Genomic DNA, 24458 nt, shown 5'->3' with positions numbered 1-24458 from the left:
ATTAATAGACTCTAGTTGTAGCGCCTCTATCAACCCCGAAGGGCTAATAGAGGCGCTTCTACATTTATTCATACAGCTCCTGCGCCTAACCCATAGAAGTCAAAGAACGACTTCATCTGCCGGCCCTCCAGCGCTTTTCGGGGCTGACCAAGGCGCTTCCGCTTTTTTTGTTCTGATGCAAAATGTATAACAGATTTCGAATAATTTCAACCATTTTGTAGTAAAATTTCCAAATTACATTCATTTTTATGGAAATATATGCTTAAAATGACCTATTTTTTTAGGTTATTGAGTGCTTTATAGACCTGAAAAAATTTCTTCTATTATATCCTTCGGTTCCTTAACTAATTTTGCTCCGAGTTGAATTAGTTCATTTGTTCCAACTGAGGACGGAGTTAAGATACTCCCTGGTACAGCAAATACTTCTCTTCCTTCATTTAATGCAAAGTCAGCTGTTATGAACGATCCACTCCTTTTTTTGGCCTCAATCACTAAAGTACCTTTTGCTAGCCCACCGATAATACGATTTCTTAGTGGAAATTGCCACTTTTCCGGTTTAGTATCTGGAGGGTATTCAGACAAGACGAGGTGATCTTTCATCATAAACTTGGCTAATTCAAGATTTTCCTTCGGATAAAGGTGATGTATTCCACCGGCTATAACCCCTATCGTCCTACCACCTAATTTAATCGCCATTTTATGAGCATGCGCATCTATTCCTTTAGCTAATCCACTTATTATAACAGCCTTATATTTTATTAACTCCGGAAACAGTATTTCGATGGCTTGCTTTCCGTAAGGAGTCGCCTCCCGGCTCCCCACAACTGCAAGTGGAAACGGCTGCCCTAGCAGGGATATATCCCCTTTTGCAAATAAAATCCAAGGTGGTTGATGGATAGCTTTCAAATGCATAGGATAGTCTTCGTCAAAAAGTGAAATGAGATGAATATCATTGGAGTGATAGTAGTCTAGCAGGGCATCAATAGAAATTTTTTGAAGTTTAGCGAGTGATATTTTTACGTTATCGTTACTCGATTGAGCAAAAGAAGGAGAGTAAAGTGAGGATAGACAAGGATCTGCTTTTAATAAAGTGTAAACCGTTTTCCAACTTAATGGGCTAGCGTGGATTAAGTGGATTAGCCTTTTTTTAAATTCATCCATTGGGACCTCCTAAGGGTTTTTTAAGGCTTTTTTAAGGCTTTTTTCGTAGGGATTACAAGATTAAAAGAATGTGCAAACAGCCCCTCTAAAAAGAGAGACTGTTTGCTTACCTTCATTTAGCTTAGTGTGTTTTACACTTGTCGTATAGTCCTTCTGCTTTAAGGACTTCAATTAATGTTTCACCCATTACAGATGGAGTCTCAGCTACTTTAATACCGCATTCGTTCATAACACGGATTTTCTCGTCAGCTGTTCCTTTACCACCAGAAATGATCGCACCAGCATGTCCCATGCGCTTTCCAGGAGGTGCAGTTACTCCACCGATGAAGCCTACAACAGGCTTTGTCATATTCGCTTTCACCCATTCAGCTGCTTCTTCTTCAGCCGTTCCGCCAATTTCACCAATCATGATGACAGCGTAAGTGTCTGGGTCTTCATTGAAAGCCTTAAGAACATCAATAAAGTTCGTTCCGTTTACAGGGTCTCCGCCGATTCCAACCGCAGTTGTTTGGCCAAGTCCAGCTTGTGTTAACTGGTGAACCGCTTCATACGTTAAAGTTCCTGAGCGGGATACAACGCCAACATGACCTTTTGTGTGGATGTAACCAGGCATGATACCAATTTTACATTCATCAGCCGTAATCACACCAGGGCAGTTAGGGCCTACTAGACGTGTCTTCTTGCCTTCCATATAACGCTTTACTTTTACCATGTCAAGAACAGGGATATGCTCTGTGATACAGATTGCAAGGTCAAGCTCTGCATCTACTGCTTCCATGATCGCATCAGCGGCGAATGGAGCAGGAACATAGATAACAGAAGCAGTTGCACCAGTTGCGGCGACAGCCTCTTGAACCGTATTGAAAACAGGTACTCCTTCGACCTCTTGGCCGCCTTTACCTGGAGTTGTCCCACCAACAATTTTAGTTCCATATTCAAGCATTTGTTTTGTATGAAAAAGGGCCGTTGAACCGGTAATCCCTTGGACAATGACTTTTGTATCTTTATTTATGAATACACTCATGACAACGATTCTCCTTCCTATCCTACTTAACTAGTGAAACGATTTTTTGTGCGCCGTCAGCCATTGATTCTGCTGCAACAAGATTTAAACCAGATTCATTTAGAATCTTTTTACCTAAATCAACGTTTGTTCCTTCAAGACGAACAACTAGAGGAACTTGAAGACCAACTTGTTTTGCAGCCGCAACGACACCCTCTGCAATGACGTCACATTTCATGATTCCACCAAAGATATTGACAAAAATGCCTTTTACATTCGCATCGGATAGAATGATTTTAAATGCTTCGGTAACCTTTTCAGCTGTTGCACCGCCCCCAACATCAAGGAAGTTAGCCGGGTCGCCGCCGTAATGTTTAACAATGTCCATTGTAGACATAGCTAGTCCAGCCCCGTTGACCATACAGCCGATATTTCCGTCTAAGGAAATGTAGCTTAGATCATATTTAGAAGCTTCAATTTCCTTTTGATCCTCTTCATCAAGATCACGGTATGCTTGAATATCTTTATGACGGTATAGAGCGTTTGAATCAAAGTTTAATTTCGCATCAAGCGCCATGACTTTCCCATCACCAGTTACCACTAATGGGTTGATTTCAGCAATCGAACAATCTTTTTCAACATACGCGCTGTATAATCCCATCATAAATTTAACTGCTTGGTTAACAAGCTCTTTAGGGATATTGATGTTAAAAGCGATTCGACGTGCTTGGAAAGCTGTCAATCCAACAACCGGATCGATTTGCTCTTTAAAAATTTTCTCAGGAGTTGCTTCAGCCACTTCTTCAATTTCCGTTCCGCCTTCTTCTGAAGCCATCAAAACAACGCGGGAAGTAGCACGGTCAAGAACAAGACCGACATAGTACTCCTTTTTAATGTCACAGCCTTCTTCGATTAAAAGACGTTTAACTTCTTTGCCTTCTGGTCCAGTTTGGTGAGTTACTAAGGTTTTCCCTAAGATTTCACTCGCATATGTACGGACTTCGTCCAGATTTTTTGCAACTTTTACTCCGCCCGCTTTCCCACGGCCGCCTGCATGAATCTGTGCTTTTACAACACAAACTTGGGTTCCTAATTCTTTAGCAGCTTCTACAGCTTCTTCTACTGTAAATGCAACTTTGCCGTTAGGTACCGATACCCCATATTGTCTGAGGACCTCTTTGCCTTGATACTCATGGATATTCATTTTCCCATCCTCCTATCAATCCTTACAAGAAAGCGCAAACAAAAAGAGTTAGGCCATTTTGCAAAGATTATTTAAACTCTCATTTTGTTACAAATAATAAACCAACGCTTTCATTGTATATAATGATATATTTCTTGTCTACCTTTATGATTGAAATATTTCGCCTTTTTAAAAATTACAAAAATGAATTATAAGTGAAAAAAACCCGGGACAAAGGTTGTCCAGGGTTCTAGTAGTTAGGCAATTGTCTTTTTATTAACTTCGGCTATTTATTATCTCAATATATTTTAAAGATATTGCTTTACAGGGGCAAAGGTTTTACGGTGATAAGGTGTCGCTCCATACCGTTTTAAGGCTTCTAGATGTTCGGCAGTCCCATACCCCATATTTGATGCGAAATTGTATTGAGGATACTCCCTATCAATCTCTATCATCATTCGATCTCGTGTGACTTTTGCGATAATAGAGGCTGCCGCTATTGTAGCACTTCTGGCGTCTCCCTTTATCAAAGCCTCATATGGGTAAGGTACATCAAGTTTTACCGCATCAATCAGTAAATAGTCTGGATTAGGTCTTAATTGGATGATGGCAGAGAGCATCGCCTTCTTAGCCGCCTCCAAAATATTGATTCGATCGATTTCGGCTGCATCAATGATTCCAACACCAAATGCCAGGGCTTCAGTCGTAATCTTCTCAAAATACTCATCTCTTTTTTGCTCATTTAACTTTTTGCTATCATCAATTCCGGGCAGATAAAAATCCTCAGGTAATATGACCGCTGCAGCAACAACTGGTCCTGCAAGTGGGCCTCGCCCAGCCTCATCAATACCAGCAATATATTGAAAGCCTTGCGTCCGTAAACTGCGTTCGAATGAGGTCATCTCGATATACTTTTTATGTAACTGTTGCTCTTTCTCCTGCTGCTTTTCCCATCTTTCGAGAATCCGCTGGACTCCCTTTCGTTCATCCTTTTTTAGTGTTTGGATGAATTCTTCATCAGCCTCAACCTGATTTACTAACGTTTGGCTTATTTCTTCAATCGTCAATTTTTTCATTTTTTATTAAATCACTTTCACTTTTTTTATGGCATCTTTAAACAATGTTGATTTGTGCTTCACAAGCTCAGCAAATAGCGGGTCGGGCGAGGAGCCGGTCCCGCTGCTCCCACAGGACACTGAATAGCTTCCTTGAGCAGTCCCTTGTACGAGAAAATATGCCGCTCATTTTTGAGGAGTCAACGCGGTTTAGTAAAATAAAAACCGTCCTTTAATAGAGCCTCTGTTGGCTAATTATTCAGCTCAATTTCCAGTTTTTCAAGATCACTTGGGCGTTCAAAGGATAAAGGCCCCAGCTTCTCTCCACGAATCTCCCTAATAACTGTTTCAGCTACTTTATCATAATCGATTTCATTGCCTTGTTTAAACCCTCTTGATAGCCCGATTTTGTCAAACATTTCCACAATATCTTCAGGAACCTCATCAAGGTGAAACCTCTCCTTTACTCGGCTAGGATAACGGGTCCCTAGGTACCTTAATGCGTAAACGGCAATATCATCCATATTTAAAATCGCATCTTTTATCGCGCCGGTTACGGCTAACTTATAGCCGACTTCCTGATCTTCAAATTTTGGCCAAAGAATCCCGGGAGTGTCTAATAGTTCTAATTCATTCCCGACCTTAATCCATTGCTGTGATTTTGTCACACCAGGCATATTTCCCGTTTTCGCAATATTTTTGCCATGTAGACGATTGATAAGCGTAGATTTACCGGCATTGGGAATCCCAACAATCATGGCACGAATCGCTCTAGGCTTAACGCCTTTCGCTTTCAAGCGCTCAAATTTTTCATTTAATAACTTTTTTGCCTCCGTGACAATTTGCTTTAGTCCAGTCCCAGCTTGGGAGTTGATTGCAAGCGCTGTGATGTCTCGTTCTTTAAAATAGCGAATCCATTCGGCCGTAATCTCTTTGTCGGCCATATCCGCCTTATTCAATAGAACAACCCGTGGCTTATGCTGAATGATTTCATCAATCATTGGATTTCGGGATGAATGAGGAATTCTAGCATCTACTAATTCAAATATGATATCAACAAGCTTAAGCTTTTCTGTAACTTCTCTACGCGCTTTTGCCATATGGCCTGGAAACCATTGTATGGTCATTTTAAAACCTCCTATAACAAATAAGCGCCTTGTTGACGCCCTGCAGCCTCGGCAGGGGATTAACAAGGCGCTTTATTATACGTTTTTAAATCCGTTAAAATCTTGAGGAAGAATACATTCTTACTCCAGCCAATGTGCTTTGTTAACGGGCACCTAATCTTAATCAATGAAACGTATATCCTCAACCGGCCAATAAATGAGGTTTGTTTTTCCTAACACCTCGTCAATTGGCACTGTACCAATATGACGACTGTCTTTGCTAAAACGGCGGTTATCTCCCATTACAAAAATATGACCCTCCGGCACCGTATCTCTACCGATTTTTTCCTCAAGCGTAAAAGGATCTGTGAGAGGACCGTCAATTACTTGTTGTTTGTACTCTTCCAAGTATGGCTCTTCATAAGCTTTTCCATTCACATAAAGGGTATCGTTCCTGTATTCAATTGTATCACCAGGAAGACCAATCACTCTTTTTATGTAATCTTTGTTCTCTGGGGCATGGAATACAATTATATCAAACCGTTCAGGCTCACCAATCTGATAGCTAAGCTTATTAACAATCATTCTATCCTGATCATGAAGGGTCGGCATCATTGATAATCCGTCCACCACGATTGGTGCAAATAGAAAATATCTGATCAATGCCGCAAGTAAAACAGCGATAATAAGTGCTTTTATCCATTCCCATAATTCATTCTTTTTCTGTGCCATTCTTTCCCCACCAATCTCAGAATCATTAGCAATATAATTCTATTTTACATAAGTTGAAAAGCATAAACACGATGGGAGTGTTTTTTTTACAATAAATTTATAATTTTGTATATAAATTTCAACAAAAGTGAGATTCAACCTGTTTATTTCTATGAAAAAAGAGCTTGTCAGACAAGCTCTTTTTTTGAAACTTACTTATGGTTCTATCGAATCTCTTTAATACGAGCTTTTTTACCACGTAGTTCACGTAAGTAGTAAAGTTTCGCACGGCGTACTTTACCGCGGCGCAATACTTCAAGCTTCGCAATTTTTGGTGTGTGTACAGGGAATGTACGCTCAACGCCTACACCGTAAGAAATCTTACGAACTGTAAAAGTTTCGCTAATTCCACCACCACGACGCTTAATTACAACACCTTCGAAAATCTGAATACGCTCACGAGTTCCCTCAACAATACTTACGTGTACACGTACAGTATCACCAGGACGGAATGAAGGTAGATCAGAACGAAGTTGTTCTTTTGTAATTTCTGCAATTAGATTTTGCATCGTTTTCAACTCCTCCCACAGATGCTCTTGCACGTTCATTTGCAGCGGAACACCGTTATAAAGACTGGCTATTCAGCTCAAGTCACAAGAAACATCATACCATATTGAACTAACACCTGCAACAATTATTCAGATTGATTTCTGATTTCAGCTAGTAATTTTTTCATATCCGACGGAAGTTCTATTTCTTCTAGCAAATCCGGACGGCGGAGATGCGTCCTTCGCAGTGATTCTTTTTTTCGCCACTCCTCGATTAAACGGTGGTTCCCGGAAACAAGCACATCAGGTACTTTCATTCCACGGAAATCAGCTGGTCTTGTATAATGTGGATGTTCTAGCAAGCCTGTACTAAATGAATCTTGAATATGGGACTCTTCACTACCTAATACTCCTGGCAAAAGCCTCACGACACTATCAATGACGACCATTGCCCCTAATTCACCACCAGTCAACACATAGTCACCAATCGAAATTTCATCGGTAATTAAGTGCTCACGAATCCGTTCGTCATATCCCTCATAATGACCACAAATGAAAATAAGATGTTCTTCTTGTGAAAGTTCTTCTGCCTTCTTTTGAGTATAGCGTTCCCCTTGTGGGCACATCAGGACAACCCGTGGCTTTTTCCCCTCAGCCTTTTGAACCAAGTTCTCGACTGCGTCAAAAATCGGCTGCGGCTTCAATACCATCCCTGCTCCGCCTCCATATGGATAATCATCGACTGTTTGGTGACGATTATCAGCGAAGTCGCGGAAATTAACTACTTGATAGCTTACAGCCTGTTTTTCCTCCGCCTTTTTCAGAATCGAGTGTCCTAAGACACCAGAAAACATTTCTGGAAAGATGGAAAGAACATCAATTTTCATCATGACAAGAGCCCTTCCATCGGCTCAATTAAAATCACTTTGTCCTTGATATCTACCCTTTTCACAACGTCTTCGATATAGGGGATCAAAATTTCCTTCCCCTTACCACCCTTTACAACCCACACATCGTTGGCACCCGGAGTAAGGATTTCGACAACCTTCCCAATTTCCTCTCCTTCGATGGTCGCGACGAGACAACCGATGATATCTTGAAAATAATATTCACCTTCAGTTAAATCCCCTCTTTGGCTCTCAGGAACCTTCAAAATTCCATCTCGCATCGGTTCAACTTGATTGACATTGTGATAGCCCTCAAAAGTGAGTAAGTCAAAATTTTTATGAACACGGTGACTGGCTACCACAAGTTCAATCGGTTCTTTTGTACCAGGTTTGAAGAGAAAAAGCTGATTCCCTTGTTTATACCTTTCGTCAGGGAAATCCGTGCGAGAAATTACTCTTACCTCTCCACGAATCCCATGAGTATTGACAATCTTTCCAACGTTAAACCATTTATCCATTTATATCACCTCTAGCGTATTTCGACCACGATTCCATCTTTAACCACAATCGTTTTTTCTTGCATAAAATCATCCCATCTATCTCCCACATTGATCACAACTAGGGCTTGATGCTCCGATTCTTTTAATTCGCTTCCTATGGGTAGAATATGTAATTGTTCGATATGAAAGTCAAGGAGCTTCATTTTTTCATTCCGTATACGGACTTCTTTATCAAACTGCTTTTGCAAAGCCTCAGATGAGAACTTTTTCATTCTCTCCTGTTTTTTCAATTCAAACTTTAGCTGATCACTTTCCTTTTGAAGCTGGTGCTTTTTTGTTTCATATTTTGCAAGGAGCCTGTCCTTACTGGTTTCTGTTAGGACTTGTTTGACCACAACCGTCTGGATTACTTCCACAGCGATCCATCCTCTCTCATTCTTTCTCATCTTTATGTTTATTATATATGAAACGAGTGTTAAAAGAGAAATATGCGTGGATTATACTAGTCTGTGTCAATACTAAGAATAAAGAAGGCTGTTTTCTCTATATAGATAGCCCGTCACTTAGTAGAGAAAAGGCAATAAAGAAAGAGGCCGACCAAAAGATCAGTTTATGATCTTCTAATCTAGCCCCCATCTTCTTGTTACTATTCAACAATCTCTAAAAAGATCTTCTTTTGTTGTGATGATCCTGCTGCGTAGACTACTGTTCTAATGGCCTTTGCAACTCGCCCCTGTTTCCCAATCACTTTGCCCATATCACTTTTGTGAACAGAAAGCTTATAGGTAATGCGCTGACTTTCTTCTTCGACATTCACTTGAACATCTTCAGGGAAGTCAACTAGAGGCTTTACGATTGTTTCAATTAATTCTTTCATACCAATTATTTGCTTAATTTAGCATTATGGAACTTTTCCATGATGCCTTCGTTTGAGAACAAGTTACGAACTGTATCAGATGGTTTAGCTCCATCTTGAAGCCATTTAAGAACAAGCTCTTCATTGATATCAACCTTTGCTGGTTGAGTTACCGGATTGTATGTTCCTACAACTTCAATATAACGTCCGTCACGAGGAGAACGAGAATCTGCTACAACAATACGATAGAAAGGAGACTTTTTAGCTCCCATACGCTTTAAACGAATTTTTACTGCCATTTTAAATAAGCACCTCCGAATAGTTTCACACAAGATAGAATGATAACAAATTGTTTTTTAGTTGTAAAGGGTTTTTTCTTTACAGGGTAAAATTGGTGGGAATTTGATGATTAGAACGGGTTAAACGGGAGCTTAAAGCCACCCTTTTTCTTGCCTTTTTGCTGCATCCCCGTCATCTGTTTCATCATTTTTTTCATATCTTCAAATTGCTTAAGCAAACGGTTTACCTCAGGAACGGTCCTTCCACTCCCTTTTGCAATCCGTTTACGTCTACTAGCATTAATGATTTCTGGATGCTCTTTCTCAGCCTTGGTCATTGACTGAATAATTGCTTCAACATGAGAGATTTGCTTTTCATCAACCTGCAAATTATCCAAGCCTTTTATTTTATTCGCCCCAGGCATCATTTTTAGCAACTCATCTAGTGGTCCCATATTTCTGACCTGACCGAGTTGTTCAAGGAAATCATCCAATGTAAAAGATGCTGTGCGCATTTTTTTCTCAAGCTCTTTTGCTTTCTCTTCATCCACATTTGACTGTGCCTTCTCAATTAGGGTCAGTACATCCCCCATCCCTAAAATACGGGATGCCATCCGCTCGGGATGGAAAGTTTCCAAAGCGTCGAGTTTCTCACCAAGACCAACAAACTTAATCGGTGTGTTTGAAACCGCTCGAATGGAAAGCGCAGCACCACCACGGGTATCACCATCCAGCTTTGTTAACACAACGCCTGTTAACCCTAACAGTTCGTTAAAACTTTGCGCCACATTGACAGCATCTTGCCCCGTCATGGCATCGACGACAAGGAAAATCTCATTCGGGTTTGACAGTTCCTTGATTTCCTTTAACTCGTCCATCAGTTTTTCGTCAATGTGCAAACGACCCGCGGTATCAATCAAGACATAATCATGATGGTCTTCCTTCGCTTTTGCGATTGCTTGGCGGGCAATTTCCACTGGACTTACTTGATCTCCGAGCGAGAAAACTGGCATACTTAACTGCTTTCCTAGTGTTTCAAGCTGCTTAATCGCCGCTGGACGGTAAATATCAGCCGCTACTAGCATCGGTTTGCGGTTATACTTCTTACGTAAAAGGTTCGCAAGCTTCCCAGTAGTCGTGGTTTTACCGGCCCCTTGAAGACCGACCATCATGATGACAGTTGGAGGACGATTGGCCACAGCAATTTTGCTTTCCTCTCCACCCATTAACTCAGTCAGTTCTTCTTTAACGACCTTAATGACCTGTTGCCCAGGAGTCAAGCTTTTCATGACCTCCTGACCAACTGAACGTTCGCTGACTTTCTTAACAAAGTCCTTTACCACTTTAAAGTTTACGTCTGCCTCAAGTAGGGCAAGACGGACCTCACGCATCATTTCTTTGACATCCGCTTCGGAAACTTTTCCTTTTCCACGGATTTTTTGCATCGTATTTTGCAGTCGGTCGGCTAATCCTTCAAATGCCATTTTCGTGCCGCCTCCCTAATCTAATTTCTCAATCGCTGCGACAAATTCAGTAAGAGTTTGATGATCAGACTCCCCGCTCAAGCATTCTTTCATTCTTGCAATCAAACGCTTGCGCTCCTGAAACTTTTCAAAAAGCAACAACTTTTCCTCATACTCTTCAAGCATTGCTTCTGTTCTTTTAATATTGTCATAGACCGCCTGGCGGCTGACCTTGTATTCCTCTGCAATCTCTCCAAGTGAATAATCATCTAGATAATAGAGGGACATATAGCTTTGTTGCTTAGGAGTTAATAGTGCTTGATAAAAATCATATAGATAGTTCATGCGGGTTGTTTTCTCAAGCATTTTCTTTCTCTCCCATATGTGTTAAGTGAAAAACCTTTACATAGAAATAGTGTACACAGTAAGACTTAATGTGTCAACAAGAGAAGGCTAGATTTAGCCTCCTTTGTTACTCTACTTCTTCCATTTCCACTAAATCGGCAAATAAGCCATACACATATTTCTCTGAATCAAACTCTTGCAGGTCATCCATTTTTTCACCGAGACCGACAAATTTTACCGGTATTTTTAGCTCGTTCCGAATCGCAAGCACGATTCCACCTTTTGCCGTTCCATCTAGCTTAGTTAGGACAATCCCACTGACATCAGTTACTTCTTTAAAGGTTTTCGTCTGAATCAACGCATTTTGACCTGTTGTCGCATCTAGCACAAGTAGGACCTCATGCGGCGCACCTGGTATTTCGCGTTCAATGACACGTTTAACCTTTTCCAATTCTTTCATTAGGTTTACCTTATTTTGTAAACGTCCCGCTGTATCGCATAACAAGATATCTGCTCCGCGAGATTTCGCAGCACGCACGGCATCATACATAACAGCAGCAGGATCTGAGCCTTCTCCTTGTTTAATCACATCGACGCCAACTCGTTCTCCCCATACCTCTAACTGATCAATTGCTCCGGCACGGAACGTGTCTCCAGCAGCTAAGAGCACAGTTTTTCCTTCAGTTTTGAATTTATGAGCAAGCTTGCCAATCGTTGTCGTTTTTCCAACGCCATTTACCCCGACAAATAAAATTACGGTAAGCTCATCCTTTTGGATATTTAATCCATTAGGAACCTCACCAGCATTTTCATAAATTTCCACAAGCTTTTCAGAGATGACCGCTTGAACCTCTCTAGGGTCTTGGATATTTTTTCGTTTCACTTCCAATTTTAACTCTTCAATTAATTCCATCACGGTATCAAAACCAACATCTGCCCCGATTAGAATTTCTTCAAGTTCTTCAAAAAACTCCTCATCTACCTTTCGATAGCGAGCGACTAGGTCATTCACCTTTCCTGAAAAGTTATCCCTAGTTTTGGTCAGTCCCTCTTTAAACTTCTCACTGACCGTTTCCGTCTGTTGTGTAATCTTTTCTTTTAACTTTTTAAAGAAACTCATGTTTTCACAGCCTCCTATTAGGATTTCACCAGCTTATTAGTTTCCTCAAGTTTTACAGAAACAAGTTTGGATACACCCGATTCTTGCATTGTTACTCCATAAAGAACATCGGCTTCTTCCATTGTCCCTTTCCGATGCGTAATGACAATGAACTGCGTTTCAGAACTATAGCTTTTAAGATACTGACTAAATCGGAATACATTCGCTTCATCGAGGGCCGCCTCGACTTCATCCAGAATACAAAATGGCACCGGGCGTACCTTTAGGATAGAGAAGAGCAGGGCAATGGCAGTTAAAGATCGTTCACCACCAGAAAGCAGACCTAGATTTTGCAGCTTTTTCCCTGGTGGTTGAGCAACAATGTCTACTCCAGTGTTAAGCAAATCATCCGGTTGTGTAAGTCTGATATCCGCTCTGCCGCCACCAAACAGTGCTTGAAACGTTCCTTCAAAATGAGACCGTATTGCTACAAACGTTTCTTCAAAGCGTTTCTTCATTTCTGTATCCATCTCACCAATGACCTGATACAAGGTATCCTTCGCTTCTTGAAGGTCGCTTCTTTGTTCATTGAGAAATTCATAGCGTTCTGATACGCGCTCATACTCCTCAATGGCCCCAAGATTTACGGTTCCAAGCTCTTCTATCGCTAGTTTAATGAGTTTTACTTTTGTCCTTGCTTCATCCGCCGAAATCATTAATGGATATTGTTCTTTAGCAGCTTCAAAGGATAAAAGATATTCCTCACGGAGATGTGCTAAACGTGTGTCAAGCTCAACATCTAAACGATTAAGCTTGATTTCCTCGTCTTTCACAACCTCATTTAGCCCCTTGTACTGACGCTTCAATTCTTTCGTTTCTAGTTCTAAGTCTTCTAATTGAGCTTGTCTGTTTAGTCGCTCCTCCCGTCTAGTTGAAATGAGCTCAAGGGTATTATTCTTATCCTCTAACTTCTTCCGGGCAGCATCTTCTAGTTGGTTTTCACCAGAAGAACTATTGGTCATCTCCGATGATAGGAGAGCTAAATCGTCCGTAATCGCTTCTAGGCGGTTTGTTTGTTCTTCAAGCTCCAGAGTGGCACTTTCGAGCTTTTCTTTCGCAAACTGGAACTGTTCGTTTTTAGCCGCTAGCGCCACTTTTAATTCACTAATCTCCGAGATAAGGGTTTCCTTAGAAGTTAGGTTGATGTTCTTTCGGTTGGTTAATTCAGCAATCTGCCGGTCTAGTTCCTTAAGGTTATCCTTTAGCTGGGCGTTTTGTTTTACTAGTTCGGCCTCTCTATGAGTAAGCCTTACTCTTTCCTCATTGAACTGAGATTGTTCAGAATCGTAAACAGCAAGACGCTCATTAATATTTCTTTCTTCAATCTCAATTTCGCGAAGTTCCCCTTTAAGCGACTGTTCCTTTAACCGCAGGTCTTCTCCGATTTTTCGAAGGTCTTCAAAATGAGTTGTTCGTGTCTGGAGCTCTTTTTTTGATGTTTTAAATTTTGCTTCCAGCTGATTTGTCTTCTCTTCCATTTCTGAGAGCTTTAACTTTAATTCCTCTAACTCTCCTTTACGGCTTAGAAGCGAGGAAGCATTTTTCTTGGCAGCTCCACCAGACATCGAACCTCCAGGATTAACGACATCACCATCGAGAGTAACAATCCTCGAGCGGTACTGAAGCATACGTGCCAGCTCATTTGCACCCTTTAGATCCTTGGCAACGACCATATTACCAAGCAAATTATGAATGACCTCTCTATATTTATCATTGAATTCTATTAAGCTTACAGCTGTTCCCACGTAAGAGGGATGCCCTTCAATTGCCTGGATTAGATGAGTGGCAATGGTCTTCCCCTTTATGACACTAAGGGGTAAAAAGGTAGCCCGACCGTAGGAATGTCGTTTTAAGTATTGAATGGCTGCTCGTCCATTTTCTTCATTCGCAACGACAATATGTTGCATCGCACCACCAAGAGCTGTTTCCAATGCAAGTTCATAGGCCTTTGGAACTTTAATTAATTCTGCAACTGCCCCTTCAATGCCCTGAAGCTTAGTACCACGAGCTTTTAGAACTTCTTTAACTCCTTGGAAAAATCCTGTGTACTCTTCTTCCATGTCCTCAAGCATTTCTTTCTTCGACTTTGCCTGTTGGACATATTGATAAGCTTGATACAAGGTCTTTTCCTGATTATCCAGATGATTACGCATTCCTTCCAACTCACGCTGGACTTGTAAATATTTCTGCACTTCTAATTCAAGCGCTTGTTGAACTTGGTTAAGCTCGTCTTTGGTTTTCGCTTTTTTCTGGTTGATTTCTTCCCGGAGCTGGAGGAAGCGGTCGTTTTCTCCGCCTACCTTTGTACTTCTTACCGCCTGCTGTGCAAGTTGTTGCTCGATATAAGTTAGTTCATTTTTGGCGCCTGCCTGTTGATTAAGTACTTCAATATAGTCACTCTTCAGCGACTCAATTTTCAGTTCAATATCCTCGCTATAAAGCTTTAACTGCTGTTGGCGATCACTTAGATCCTTGTGCAGCTTTTCCGCCTCTAAACTAAGGATATCGACTGCACTTTTTTGTGTTTCTTTCGTGGTCTCTAACTGACCAATCCTGGTTGAAATCTCTGTGATTGTTCGTTCTAGTTGACCTTTGTTTTGAGCAGCATTCTTTTTCCGTTCTTTTAGGACCTCTTTTCGTCCTTCTAACTTCTCCAAATCTTCACTTGCATGTAAAAGGACGTTTTGCAAACTACTAATGGATTCATCAACAGCTGTTAGTTCATCACGTAGCTTTTCAATGGAAGCTTCCTTTTTTTGTAGGGTGGCAGCCATTTGCATTTCGCCTTCTTTATGCTGCTTTAACTCCTCAGAAAGTTGTTCCCATCTACCATGCAGTTCCTCTATTTCAAAAGCCGTGAGTGCAACCTCGATTTTTTCAAGTTCGTCTTTCTTCTCGAGATAATCCTTTGCCATTGAAGCCTGAATTTTTAATGGTTCTACCTGTCCCTCAAGTTCATAAAGGATATCCGCCACTCGATTTAAATTTTCCTGAGTTTCAAAAAGTTTTGTTTCTGCTTTCTTTTTTCTAGTTTTATATTTGAGAACGCCAGCTGCTTCCTCAAAAATGGTTCGTCGATCTTCAGGCTTACTGTTAAGGATTTCCTCGACTTTCCCTTGAGAAATAATCGAGAAAGCTTCCCTCCCTAAGCCTGAATCCATGAATAATTCGACGATATCCTTTAATCGACAGTTCTGTTTATTGATCAAGAATTCACTTTCTCCTGACCGGTAAACCCGCCTAGTAACGCTGACCTCATTATAATCAATCGGTAACGACTGGTCCTCGTTGTCTAGGGTGAGCGTAACCTCAGCAAAGTTCAGGGCTTTCCTTGTATCACTACCAGCAAAAATAATATCTTCCATTTTTACCCCTCTTAGTGACTTTGCTGATTGTTCTCCAAGTACCCAGCGGATGGCATCGGTAATATTGCTCTTACCGCTCCCATTTGGACCAACAACAGCGGTCACTCCTGGGACAAACTCGACACCAATCCGCTCGGCAAAGGATTTAAAGCCCACTACATCTAAACGTTTTAGAAACACTTTCAAGCTCTCCCTTTTTAGTTAATCTTTACTCTTGATGTCATTTGGCTTCGAGATCGCTTCCATATGTGCTTTTAGTTTTCCAAGGGCCATTTGAGCGGCGTGTTGTTCCGCCTCTTTTTTGGAGCGGCCTTTTCCAGTCCCAAGTTCTTGTCCATTGAGAGCCACAAGGGATTCGAATTCACGGTTATGCGCCGGTCCTGTTTCTGATAAGATTTTATACTCAAGTGTACCTGCTGCATCGCGTTGTACAAGTTCTTGCAGCTGACTTTTGAAATCCATCACATGAGAAAAAGCACCCGCATCTATCTTTGGAAACACGACTTCTTCTAAAAAAGAAAGGACTGTTTCAATGCCTTTGTCGAGATATAAGGCGCCAATGAATGCTTCAAACACATCGGCTAAGAGTGCCGGTCTTGAACGTCCACCGGTCATTTCTTCCCCTTTACCTAGTAAAACGACTTCCCCAAAATTCAACTGATTCGCAAATTCTACTAAAGATGGTTCGCAAACGACGGCTGCCCTAAGCTTTGTCAGCTCCCCTTCGCTCATCATCGGATATTTTTTATACAAAAACTGGGAAACAGTCAATTCAAGAACAGCGTCTCCAAGGAATTCTAGCCTTTCATTGTCTTCATATGGCTTTCGGCGATGCTCATTCACATAGGATGAATGGGTGAAGGCTTGCTTTAAGAGTTTTTCATTTTGAAAATGAATTCCGATTCTCGTTTGAAATTCTTTAAATTTCTGATCATTTGCCCGAAAATATTTTTTATCCCTATCTCTACCGGTATGGCGCATTCAAAATTCCACCTTGCTCAAAATTTACACACTAGTACTAGTTTACAAAAAAGAAAGTGGAAAAGGCAAAAAAACCTGTAAATTTTTATTGTCAATAATATAAAAAGACAGTAACCTTTTCCAAAAAAACGCGTTAGTCTCCTATATAGAAGAAAGCCCCGTTAAGAAACGGAGCTTTTAGAGCAAATCCAACAGTTACATTTTGCCATTTATGTAATTTACAGCGTCACCAACTGTAGCGATTTTCTCAGCATCATCATCAGAGATTTCCATGTTAAACTCATCTTCAAGTTCCATTACAAGTTCAACAACATCTAAAGAGTCAGCACCAAGATCATCCTTAAAAGATGCTTCCAAAGAAACTTGAGCCTCATCTACTCCTAAACGGTCGACAATAATTTTTGTTACGCGTTCTAAAACTTCTGCCATGCCTGTCACCTCCCCTCAAGTCATTATAGATGATACCCCTTTATAAATAAAGGTTATATCGCTTATATTGTTCAATCGATTTTCAGCACTGACCACTCGTTTCCACGGTCCAGGACGCTCCAATCAAAATTAACAAACATCAACTAGGTCCCCTAAAAAGGGCCTAACTCTTACATTACCATGCCACCATCAATATGAAGAGTTTGCCCCGTCATGTAACGGCTATCCTCTGAAGCTAAGAACAATACTGTTTTCGCAATATCCGTAGGCTCGCCTAGACGTGCTAAAGGAATTTGCTTTAACATCTCGCTCTTTTGCTCTTCAGTCAGCTTATCTGTCATATCAGTCGTAATAAAACCTGGGGCGACCGCATTTACAGTAATTCCTCGTGTGGCAAGCTCCTTAGCTGTTGTTTTTGTCAAACCAATCACGCCTGATTTTGCAGCTACATAGTTCGCCTGACCTGCGTTCCCACTAACACCAACAATCGAAGAAATATTGATAATCCGACCACTACGCTGTTTCATCATTTGTCTCGTTACCGCTTTTGTACAAAGGAAGACACCTTTTAAATTGATGTTGATGACATCATCCCAATCTGCTTCTTTCATTCTCATTAAAAGATTGTCTTTAGTGATCCCAGCATTATTGACAAGAATATCAATTCTTCCAAAGGCTTCAGTCGTTTGCTTGATCATTGCGTCGACAGAGACAGACTGAGAGACGTCAGCCTGTACAAGGATGGCTTCTCTCCCCATCGCTCTTATTTCTTCTGCAACTTCAGAAGCTTTTGCTTCACTTCCAGCATAATTAACAGCGACATTCGCACCTTCTCTAGCAAGTTCGAGGGCAATTTCTCTGCCGATACCTCGAGAGGCACCTGTAACAAGTGCTACTTTTCCTTCAAGTTTCATTTAGTTTCCCTCCTTCAACGCAGCAATTGCTGCTTCACAGCTCTCTATATCATAGACAGCAAATGTTTTGGCTTTTCGGTCAACCTTTTTCACCAATCCGGATAATACTTTTCCTGGACCGATTTCAACAAATGTATCGACCCCAAGCTCAAGCATTCTGGCCACTGTATCTTCCCATAAAACTGGAGAATACAATTGTTCAAGGAGCTTCCCCTTTATTTCTGCCGCATCCTGCATCGGCTCTGCGTTTACATTTGCAATCACCGGTATTTGCGCAGTTTGAATCTCGATACTATCTAGAATACTCTCAAATTCAACCGCTGCCGGTTTCATCAACGAAGAATGGAAAGGCCCACTAACATTAAGTGGAAGCACACGTTTAGCCCCCACTTCTTTGGCTTTAAGGGAAGCTTCTTCCACACCTTTTCTTGATCCAGATATCACGATTTGACCTGGACAATTTAAATTAGCCAATTGAACTGGGTTTCCGTTACTCGTGATATCCTCACAAACTTCTGTCAAAGGCTCGCGGGCTAAACCTAGAACAGCCGCCATGGTTCCTTCCCCATTTGGTACAGCCTTTTCCATCAACTCTCCACGCTTGCGGACGGCATAAACTCCGTCTTCAAAACGTAAAGCTCCTGCTGCGACAAGCGCAGAGTATTCACCAAGACTATGGCCAGCGACAAAGTCAGCTTTTACTCCCGATAGGTTAAAATAATCAAGAATGGCTATACTTGTAGTTAGCAAGGCTGGTTGTGCATTGACCGTTAATGTCAATTTTTCCTGAGGGCCCTCAAAGATTGTCGCGCTTAAATGATCTTCTAGTACCTCATCTGCTTTTTTAAAATAACCCATGATATTTTCGTTTGCTTCAGCAAGCTCTTTTCCCATTCCTACTTGCTGTGATCCTTGTCCAGGAAACAAAAACGCAATCTTCCCCATATTCCATCCCCCTAATTATCATTTTTGGGTTTGTGAATCATACTGTTCAATCGCTTTTTTAATTGTTCCAGCGACATCATTTGCAACCATCTCTCGCGCTTGACGAATTGAATTGTAAATAGCATTTGCATCCGATGAACCATGTGCCTTGATAACAGGGGCCTTAAGACCAAACAATCCTGCTCCCCCATATTCCGTGTAATCCATTTTCCCTTTGATGGTTGCTAGGTCCGGCTTCAGAACCGCCGCCGCCAGCTTTGTTTTCATACTAGACATTAGTGTCTGTTTTAGCATTTTGAACACAGACATCGCCGTACCTTCGATTGTCTTTAACACCATGTTTCCAGTAAAACCATCTGTTACGACAACATCAGCAGCACCTTCGAGTAAATCCCTGGCCTCAACATTTCCTACGAAGTTAATGTTTGCCTCTTTAAGGAGCGAATAGGTGTTTTTTGTTAACTCATTTCCCTTTTTTTCCTCAGACCCAATATTTAGCAAGCCAACTCTTGGGCTAGTTATCCCTCTGGCCTTTTCACTATAGATCGAACCCATAATTGCGTATTGCAAAAGATGTTCTGGTTTTGCGTCTGCATTTGCTCCTACATCTAAGAGAAGAAACCCTTCGCCACCAATCGTTGGTAATGTAGGGGCAAGCGCTGGACGTTCAATTCCGTCTATTCGACCAACCACAAAGAGTCCTGCTGCCATTAGTGCTCCGGTATTTCCGGCAGAAAGACAGGCATCCGCTTCTCCCTCTGTCACTTTCCTTGCAGCTATTACCATTGAAGCATCCTTTTTTCGACGTACGGCACGTACCGGCTCATCCGTTGCAAGAATAACTTCTTCAGTATGGATTATTTCAATTCTCTCCTCATTGGAAAGATGTTCGCGTATCTGGCTTTCATCTCCGATGAGGATGATATGTAAGTCTTTATAGGCTTGTACAGCCTTCATAGCTCCAAGGACGATTTCTTTCGGTGCGTTGTCGCCACCCATTGCATCAACTGCTATTCTCATTTGTGCTTCATCCTTTAGTATTTTTTTGCGAACGATACATTTCAAAGTCACCTTTAAAAACAAGTTCGTTATTCACATAACTATTGACTTCAATAAACGTTCTTCCCGTCAGTTCATCAATCTTCGTTACTTTCGCCTTGGCAATCACACGGTCCTCTTCCTTAACCGACTGAGTAAACTGGATGTTTGCTTTCGCTGTTAGCGCAAGCTCATCATTAATCACCGCAACAGCCAGAGAATTCGCCTGAGCAAATAGATGGTGACCACGAGCAATTTTATTTCGAATAAAGACATGTTCTTTTTTAATATCTAATAATGAGATGGCACTACTATCCAAATCTATATCAATTATTTCACCGATTACTTCCTCAAGTGGTAAAGATCGAACTTCATCTTCAAAACGTTTTTCCGCTACGTGTTTGATTCGCTCACGTAATTCGGGAATGGAAAGTTCAAGTCGGTCAAGCCTTATCGTTTGAATACTTACACCAAAAAACTCTGCTAAATCTTCGTCTGTAATGAACGGGTTCTCTGCAATCGTATCAACTAGCATCTGTTGCCGCTCACGTTTATTTCGTCTCATCAATCATCACTTCCGCAGTATTATGACTAGGTCCTAATAGTAATATAAATAAAAGAAAGGCAGATTGCAAGTAGAAATGTAAGAGCAGTTTTTCTCTTGCGTCTGCCAAAGGATAACTTTAATTTAGTTTCTCACCAGAAAGCACACCACTATCTTGTATATATTTCCTTAAGCTTTGGTAATTTTCACTCTGCCAAAAGGCTTCTGACTGAACAAGGATGGCTGCGTCATTTCTCGCCGTTTCAAGTGCGCGGTAATCATGGACCATGTCAGCAACTTTAAATTCAGGCATGCCGCTTTGCTTTTTACCAAAAAAATCACCTGGGCCACGAAGCTCTAGATCCTTTTCACTTAAAACAAATCCATCATTTGTATCCGTCATAATCTTCATTCGTTCCTTCCCTACCTCGTTCTTCGGGTCGGCTAGCAAAATGCAATAACTTTGTTCACTTCCTCTTCCAACTCGCCCACGCAACTGATGCAACTGCGAAAGACCAAAGCGTTCAGCATCATAAATTAGCATAAACGTAGCATTCGGTACATTTACCCCAACTTCAACAACCGTTGTTGAAACAAGTACCTGAGCCTGATTGGCAGTAAACTCCTGCATAACCTCTTCTTTTTCAGCTGAACTAAGACGCCCATGCATCAAACCTACTTTGTATCTCGAACCAAAATAAACGTTTAACGTATTATACACATCAACTGCATTCTGATAGTCAAGCTTTTCTGATTCCTCAATGAGCGGGCAAATCACATAAGCCTGTCTTCCCTGTACTAATTCTTTTTCCATAAAACTAAGCACTCGATCAAGCATGTCATGTTTAGCCCAATACGTTTCAATCGTCTTCCGACCCGCAGGCAATTCGTCAATGATTGAGACATCCATTTCACCAAAAACAGTGATTGCCAAGGTTCTTGGGATTGGTGTGGCTGTCATGAATAAAACATCAGGATTTTCTCCTTTCTCACGGAGAACCCGTCGTTGTTCAACACCAAAACGATGCTGTTCATCAGTGATAACAAGCCCCAACCTTTGAAAGCTGACTTCATCCTGAATAAGCGCATGAGTACCAATTAACACATCGATTGTCCCGTCCTGTAACTCCCCTAAAATTTCGCGACGACGCTTTCCCTTGACCGAACTTGTCAAAAGACGACACTGGACACCAAGAGGTGAAAGCAAACTTGTTAAAGATTCGTGATGCTGTTCTGCAAGGATCTCAGTTGGCACCATTAAAGCCCCTTGGAAACCAGCAGTAATCGCTGAGTACAGAGCAATAGCCGCGACAACTGTTTTCCCTGACCCAACATCACCTTGAAGAAGGCGATTCATGCGGTAGGCTGATTTCATATCAGCAAGTATTTCATTAACCACTCTCTTTTGAGCATTCGTTAACGGAAAGGGTAGACCCTCAATAAACTCTTTTACCTTAGCAAGTTCATAATTCACAAGAATCCCAGGCGACTGCTCCCGCTCAAACTTTCTTAAGGCTTGCATCTTCAATTGGAACTGAAGGAACTCTTCGTATACAAACCTTCTTCGCGCTTGTTTGACATCCTCTGCACCTGACGGAAAGTGCATCACCTTCAAGGCATCCCTTCTTTGCATCAGCTTGTAGCGCTGCACAAGCTCTCCCGGAAGAATCTCATCAATCTCGTGGCCATACTGCGTAAAACCATTTTGAATCAGTCTTCGGATGACTTTCACAGTCACCTTCCCCTTAACGGCGTAGACCGGTTCAAACTCCTTGTCTTTTGAATAACCCCCAACGGTCATCGATGTTCCAGTTATTGTTTGTCGATGCTGATCCCATTTGCCAGTTACTGTGATTGTTTCATTCACAATGATTTTCTGTTTTAAATATGGCTGATTAAAAAAAACAACCTTAATTAAATAGCGGTCCACAAGAATCCTTACCGTTAGTCGGGATTTTTTTCGCCCATGGTACATAAGGGAGGGTTCGCCGTGAACGACACCTTCTACGGTTACTCTTTCTTCATGCTTCACCTCTGCCAAATCGCGAAGGCGGTAGTCCTCATAGCGGTAAGGGAAATGTTCGAGCAAATCTTTTATCGTTAGGATATTCATATCTGCAAGCCCTGTGGCCATTTCAGCACCAATACCCTTTACAGCTGTGACAGATTGGTTTAATAAATCACTCACGATATCTTTTGCGGTAGCCGAAATTTTCTCTCCGTCTCCGTTTTCCGGTTCGGTACCACAAACCCTCCTTGCCGATTTCTCCAATTTTATTATCCTGAAAATAAGAAATAGAAGGGGGATCCCCTTCTATTCAATCGCAAAAATGAATGGATATAGCGGCTGTCCTCCATCATGGACTTCCACTTCTACATCTTCAAACTTCTTTCCTACGAACTCTATTAGTTTTTCGACATCTTCTTGAGTAGCGTCTTCACCCTTAAGAATCGTGAGAATTTCATCATCATCAGTAAGCATGTTTTCTAAAAGGGCTGTTGCAGCATGAACTCTATCTTTGTCCTTTAAAACAATCTTCCCTTCAGAGATTCCCATGAAATCGCCTGTCTCTATTTCCAAGCCATCAATGCTAGTATCGCGTACAGCATAGGTTAATTGTCCAGTTTTCACCTGTTGCATGGCCTCGTTCATTCCAGCTTCATTCCCTGCCAAGTCTTCACCTGGATTAAAGGCTAATAGAGCAGACATCCCCTGTGGTACCGTTTTAGAAGGAATCACAAGAACGTCTTCCTCTGCTAATTCAGCCGCTTGTTCCGCTGCCATAATAATATTCTTATTATTAGGTAGAATAATCACTTTACGGGCATGAACTTCCTTAACAGCCTTAACAATATCCTCCGTGCTTGGATTCATTGTTTGTCCGCCCTCAATGACTACATTCGCTCCGATGCTTCTGAACAAATTGCCAATTCCGGCACCCATGGAAACCGTGACAACTCCGTACTCTTTTTTCTCCTTGGAAACAGGCTTTGTTTCTTTTGGTGCTTTCGGCGCTTCTCCGACTATATCCGTGTGCTGCTGGCGCATATTTTCGATTTTCATCGAAATGAGACTACCGTAAGTTTGCCCATAAGTTAATACTTCACCTGGGCGTTCAGTATGAACATGAATTTTTGCCACTTGATCATCAGAAATCACAAGAAGAGAATCCCCATATTCACTTAGATCTAGACGGAAGTCATCTTCAGTAAATGGTCTCTTGCCTTCGAGCTTAACCATAAATTCTGTACAATAGCCAAACTCAATATCTTCCGTGTTGATATGACCTTGAACACTTTTGTGATGTTCCGCATGAACCATATCATCCATTGTATCAATGACGGATGGAGATTCAGGAAGTGCCTCCCCTTTTAAGACGGCAAGGAATCCTTCATACACGATGACAAGACCTTTTCCACCACTATCTACCACGCCCACTTCTTTAAGGACAGGCAACAAATCAGGAGTTCGCTCTAACGATGCACGAGCTTCCTTTAGAACTTCTTCCATTAAAAGGATAATATCCTCTTGATTTTTCGCCACTTGTACGCCTTTTTTGGCAGCATCTTTTGCCACCGTTAAAATCGTACCCTCAACCGGCTTCATAACTGCTTTATAAGCCGTTGTCACTCCAGCCTCAAGAGCTAGAGCAAATTCCTTAGCGGAGATTGTTTGCTTTTGTTCAATCGCTTTGGAAAACCCTCGGAACAACTGAGATAGGATAACTCCAGAGTTTCCTCTAGCCCCCATTAAAAGACCTCTTGAAAGGGCAATTCCTACCTTGCCGATATGTTCCTGAACATTATTTTTTACTTCCTTGGCACCAGATGTCATTGATAGATTCATGTTTGTTCCGGTATCGCCATCAGGAACGGGGAAAACGTTTAAGGCATCCACCATCTTTGCATTTGCTGAAAGATGATTGGCACCTTGAATAACCATTTCTGCAAAACGTTTCCCATCTAAAACTGTAATTGACACTAATC

24 protein-coding genes are annotated in these 24458 nt (G+C 41.4%); all 24 read right to left on the bottom strand.

The annotated features are described in order from the left end of the window. Positions 1–297 precede the first annotated feature (297 nt). The 24 genes from dprA to BMX30_RS05400 all read right to left on the bottom strand — a co-directional run bounded on the left by dprA (position 298) and on the right by BMX30_RS05400 (position 24453). Complete coding sequence (dprA, locus tag BMX30_RS05515; protein WP_090741984.1) at positions 298–1161, bottom strand: DNA-processing protein DprA; 864 nt, start codon at positions 1159–1161, stop codon at positions 298–300. A gap of 121 nt (positions 1162–1282) precedes the next feature. Beyond that, positions 1283–2185: a succinate--CoA ligase subunit alpha gene (gene sucD, locus BMX30_RS05510; protein ID WP_090741981.1), complete on the bottom strand. Its 903-nt coding sequence runs from the start codon at positions 2183–2185 to the stop codon at positions 1283–1285. 22 nt (positions 2186–2207) lie between these two features. Then, positions 2208–3368, bottom strand: coding sequence for an ADP-forming succinate--CoA ligase subunit beta (gene sucC, locus BMX30_RS05505; protein WP_090741978.1), 1161 nt, complete (start codon positions 3366–3368; stop codon positions 2208–2210). 287 nt (positions 3369–3655) lie between these two features. Then, positions 3656–4423 carry a ribonuclease HII gene (locus BMX30_RS05500; RefSeq protein ID WP_090741975.1) on the bottom strand — a complete coding sequence of 256 codons (768 nt, stop codon included), beginning with the start codon at positions 4421–4423 and terminating at the stop codon, positions 3656–3658. Between the two features lie 230 nt (positions 4424–4653). Next, the gene (gene ylqF / locus BMX30_RS05495) at positions 4654–5529 is read right to left on the bottom strand and encodes a ribosome biogenesis GTPase YlqF (protein ID WP_090741971.1); all 876 of its coding nucleotides are present in this window, start codon (positions 5527–5529) and stop codon (positions 4654–4656) included. Positions 5530–5688: 159 nt separating this feature from the next. Continuing rightward, positions 5689–6240, bottom strand: a complete 552-nt coding sequence (lepB, locus tag BMX30_RS05490; RefSeq protein WP_090741969.1) for a signal peptidase I — start codon at positions 6238–6240, stop codon at positions 5689–5691. A gap of 203 nt (positions 6241–6443) precedes the next feature. After that, positions 6444–6788 (bottom strand): 50S ribosomal protein L19, encoded by a 345-nt coding sequence (gene rplS / locus BMX30_RS05485; RefSeq protein ID WP_090741967.1) that lies wholly within the window; start codon positions 6786–6788, stop codon positions 6444–6446. A gap of 125 nt (positions 6789–6913) precedes the next feature. Beyond that, a complete protein-coding gene (gene trmD, locus BMX30_RS05480; protein ID WP_090742714.1) occupies positions 6914–7654 on the bottom strand; it encodes a tRNA (guanosine(37)-N1)-methyltransferase TrmD in 741 nt (246 codons plus the stop codon). Beyond that, positions 7654–8172 carry a ribosome maturation factor RimM gene (gene rimM, locus BMX30_RS05475; RefSeq protein WP_090741966.1) on the bottom strand — a complete coding sequence of 173 codons (519 nt, stop codon included), beginning with the start codon at positions 8170–8172 and terminating at the stop codon, positions 7654–7656. Before rimM ends, trmD begins: the two co-directional genes overlap by 1 nt. Positions 8173–8183: 11 nt before the next feature. Next, positions 8184–8570, bottom strand: coding sequence for a YlqD family protein (locus tag BMX30_RS05470; protein ID WP_090741964.1), 387 nt, complete (start codon positions 8568–8570; stop codon positions 8184–8186). A gap of 230 nt (positions 8571–8800) precedes the next feature. Further along, the gene (locus BMX30_RS05465) at positions 8801–9031 is read right to left on the bottom strand and encodes a KH domain-containing protein (protein WP_090741962.1); all 231 of its coding nucleotides are present in this window, start codon (positions 9029–9031) and stop codon (positions 8801–8803) included. 5 nt (positions 9032–9036) lie between these two features. After that, on the bottom strand, positions 9037–9309 hold the full coding sequence (rpsP, locus tag BMX30_RS05460) for a 30S ribosomal protein S16 (RefSeq protein ID WP_090741960.1): 273 nt from the start codon (positions 9307–9309) through the stop codon (positions 9037–9039). A 110-nt stretch (positions 9310–9419) separates the two neighbouring features. Beyond that, positions 9420–10772 carry a signal recognition particle protein gene (gene ffh, locus BMX30_RS05455; protein WP_090741958.1) on the bottom strand — a complete coding sequence of 451 codons (1353 nt, stop codon included), beginning with the start codon at positions 10770–10772 and terminating at the stop codon, positions 9420–9422. Between the two features lie 15 nt (positions 10773–10787). Further along, positions 10788–11117 carry a putative DNA-binding protein gene (locus BMX30_RS05450; RefSeq protein WP_090741956.1) on the bottom strand — a complete coding sequence of 110 codons (330 nt, stop codon included), beginning with the start codon at positions 11115–11117 and terminating at the stop codon, positions 10788–10790. A 106-nt stretch (positions 11118–11223) separates the two neighbouring features. Beyond that, positions 11224–12216 carry a signal recognition particle-docking protein FtsY gene (ftsY, locus tag BMX30_RS05445; RefSeq protein ID WP_090741955.1) on the bottom strand — a complete coding sequence of 331 codons (993 nt, stop codon included), beginning with the start codon at positions 12214–12216 and terminating at the stop codon, positions 11224–11226. A 17-nt stretch (positions 12217–12233) separates the two neighbouring features. Beyond that, the gene (smc, locus tag BMX30_RS05440) at positions 12234–15800 is read right to left on the bottom strand and encodes a chromosome segregation protein SMC (RefSeq protein WP_090741953.1); all 3567 of its coding nucleotides are present in this window, start codon (positions 15798–15800) and stop codon (positions 12234–12236) included. A 21-nt stretch (positions 15801–15821) separates the two neighbouring features. After that, the gene (gene rnc, locus BMX30_RS05435) at positions 15822–16601 is read right to left on the bottom strand and encodes a ribonuclease III (protein ID WP_090741951.1); all 780 of its coding nucleotides are present in this window, start codon (positions 16599–16601) and stop codon (positions 15822–15824) included. A gap of 195 nt (positions 16602–16796) precedes the next feature. Beyond that, on the bottom strand, positions 16797–17030 hold the full coding sequence (gene acpP, locus BMX30_RS05430; protein WP_090741949.1) for an acyl carrier protein: 234 nt from the start codon (positions 17028–17030) through the stop codon (positions 16797–16799). 170 nt (positions 17031–17200) lie between these two features. Then, positions 17201–17944 carry a 3-oxoacyl-[acyl-carrier-protein] reductase gene (gene fabG, locus BMX30_RS05425; protein ID WP_090741947.1) on the bottom strand — a complete coding sequence of 248 codons (744 nt, stop codon included), beginning with the start codon at positions 17942–17944 and terminating at the stop codon, positions 17201–17203. Then, positions 17945–18889 (bottom strand): ACP S-malonyltransferase, encoded by a 945-nt coding sequence (gene fabD / locus BMX30_RS05420; RefSeq protein ID WP_090741945.1) that lies wholly within the window; start codon positions 18887–18889, stop codon positions 17945–17947. 18 nt (positions 18890–18907) lie between these two features. Further along, complete coding sequence (gene plsX / locus BMX30_RS05415) at positions 18908–19909, bottom strand: phosphate acyltransferase PlsX (RefSeq protein WP_090741944.1); 1002 nt, start codon at positions 19907–19909, stop codon at positions 18908–18910. Positions 19910–19916: 7 nt separating this feature from the next. Next, a complete protein-coding gene (gene fapR, locus BMX30_RS05410; RefSeq protein WP_090741942.1) occupies positions 19917–20492 on the bottom strand; it encodes a transcription factor FapR in 576 nt (191 codons plus the stop codon). 118 nt (positions 20493–20610) lie between these two features. After that, positions 20611–22659 (bottom strand): ATP-dependent DNA helicase RecG, encoded by a 2049-nt coding sequence (gene recG, locus BMX30_RS05405; RefSeq protein WP_090742711.1) that lies wholly within the window; start codon positions 22657–22659, stop codon positions 20611–20613. Positions 22660–22785: 126 nt separating this feature from the next. Further along, positions 22786–24453, bottom strand: a complete 1668-nt coding sequence (locus BMX30_RS05400) for a DAK2 domain-containing protein (RefSeq protein WP_090741940.1) — start codon at positions 24451–24453, stop codon at positions 22786–22788. Positions 24454–24458: the final 5 nt, after the last annotated feature.

Source organism: Mesobacillus persicus (genome assembly GCF_900109925.1).
GTDB lineage: Bacteria > Bacillota > Bacilli > Bacillales > Cytobacillaceae > Mesobacillus_B > Mesobacillus_B persicus.
This window is presented reverse-complemented; position numbering and strand designations above follow the sequence as displayed.

Excerpts from the sequence above, each read along its gene's own strand:
- rnc (WP_090741951.1), bottom strand. The coding sequence starts at position 16,601 with ATGCGCCATACCGGTAGAGATAGGGATAAAAAATATTTTCGGGCAAAT.
- ftsY (WP_090741955.1), bottom strand. The coding sequence starts at position 12,216 with ATGAGTTTCTTTAAAAAGTTAAAAGAAAAGATTACACAACAGACGGAA.
- fabG (WP_090741947.1), bottom strand. The coding sequence starts at position 17,944 with ATGAAACTTGAAGGAAAAGTAGCACTTGTTACAGGTGCCTCTCGAGGT.
- lepB (WP_090741969.1), bottom strand. The coding sequence starts at position 6,240 with ATGGCACAGAAAAAGAATGAATTATGGGAATGGATAAAAGCACTTATT.
- rimM (WP_090741966.1), bottom strand. The coding sequence starts at position 8,172 with ATGGATAAATGGTTTAACGTTGGAAAGATTGTCAATACTCATGGGATT.
- sucC (WP_090741978.1), bottom strand. The coding sequence starts at position 3,368 with ATGAATATCCATGAGTATCAAGGCAAAGAGGTCCTCAGACAATATGGG.
- plsX (WP_090741944.1), bottom strand. The coding sequence starts at position 19,909 with ATGAGAATAGCAGTTGATGCAATGGGTGGCGACAACGCACCGAAAGAA.
- dprA (WP_090741984.1), bottom strand. The coding sequence starts at position 1,161 with ATGGATGAATTTAAAAAAAGGCTAATCCACTTAATCCACGCTAGCCCA.
- sucD (WP_090741981.1), bottom strand. The coding sequence starts at position 2,185 with ATGAGTGTATTCATAAATAAAGATACAAAAGTCATTGTCCAAGGGATT.
- trmD (WP_090742714.1), bottom strand. The coding sequence starts at position 7,654 with ATGAAAATTGATGTTCTTTCCATCTTTCCAGAAATGTTTTCTGGTGTC.
- acpP (WP_090741949.1), bottom strand. The coding sequence starts at position 17,030 with ATGGCAGAAGTTTTAGAACGCGTAACAAAAATTATTGTCGACCGTTTA.
- BMX30_RS05450 (WP_090741956.1), bottom strand. The coding sequence starts at position 11,117 with ATGCTTGAGAAAACAACCCGCATGAACTATCTATATGATTTTTATCAA.
- BMX30_RS05465 (WP_090741962.1), bottom strand. The coding sequence starts at position 9,031 with ATGAAAGAATTAATTGAAACAATCGTAAAGCCTCTAGTTGACTTCCCT.
- fapR (WP_090741942.1), bottom strand. The coding sequence starts at position 20,492 with ATGAGACGAAATAAACGTGAGCGGCAACAGATGCTAGTTGATACGATT.
- fabD (WP_090741945.1), bottom strand. The coding sequence starts at position 18,889 with ATGGGGAAGATTGCGTTTTTGTTTCCTGGACAAGGATCACAGCAAGTA.
- rplS (WP_090741967.1), bottom strand. The coding sequence starts at position 6,788 with ATGCAAAATCTAATTGCAGAAATTACAAAAGAACAACTTCGTTCTGAT.
- ylqF (WP_090741971.1), bottom strand. The coding sequence starts at position 5,529 with ATGACCATACAATGGTTTCCAGGCCATATGGCAAAAGCGCGTAGAGAA.
- rpsP (WP_090741960.1), bottom strand. The coding sequence starts at position 9,309 with ATGGCAGTAAAAATTCGTTTAAAGCGTATGGGAGCTAAAAAGTCTCCT.
- ffh (WP_090741958.1), bottom strand. The coding sequence starts at position 10,772 with ATGGCATTTGAAGGATTAGCCGACCGACTGCAAAATACGATGCAAAAA.
- BMX30_RS05500 (WP_090741975.1), bottom strand. The coding sequence starts at position 4,423 with ATGAAAAAATTGACGATTGAAGAAATAAGCCAAACGTTAGTAAATCAG.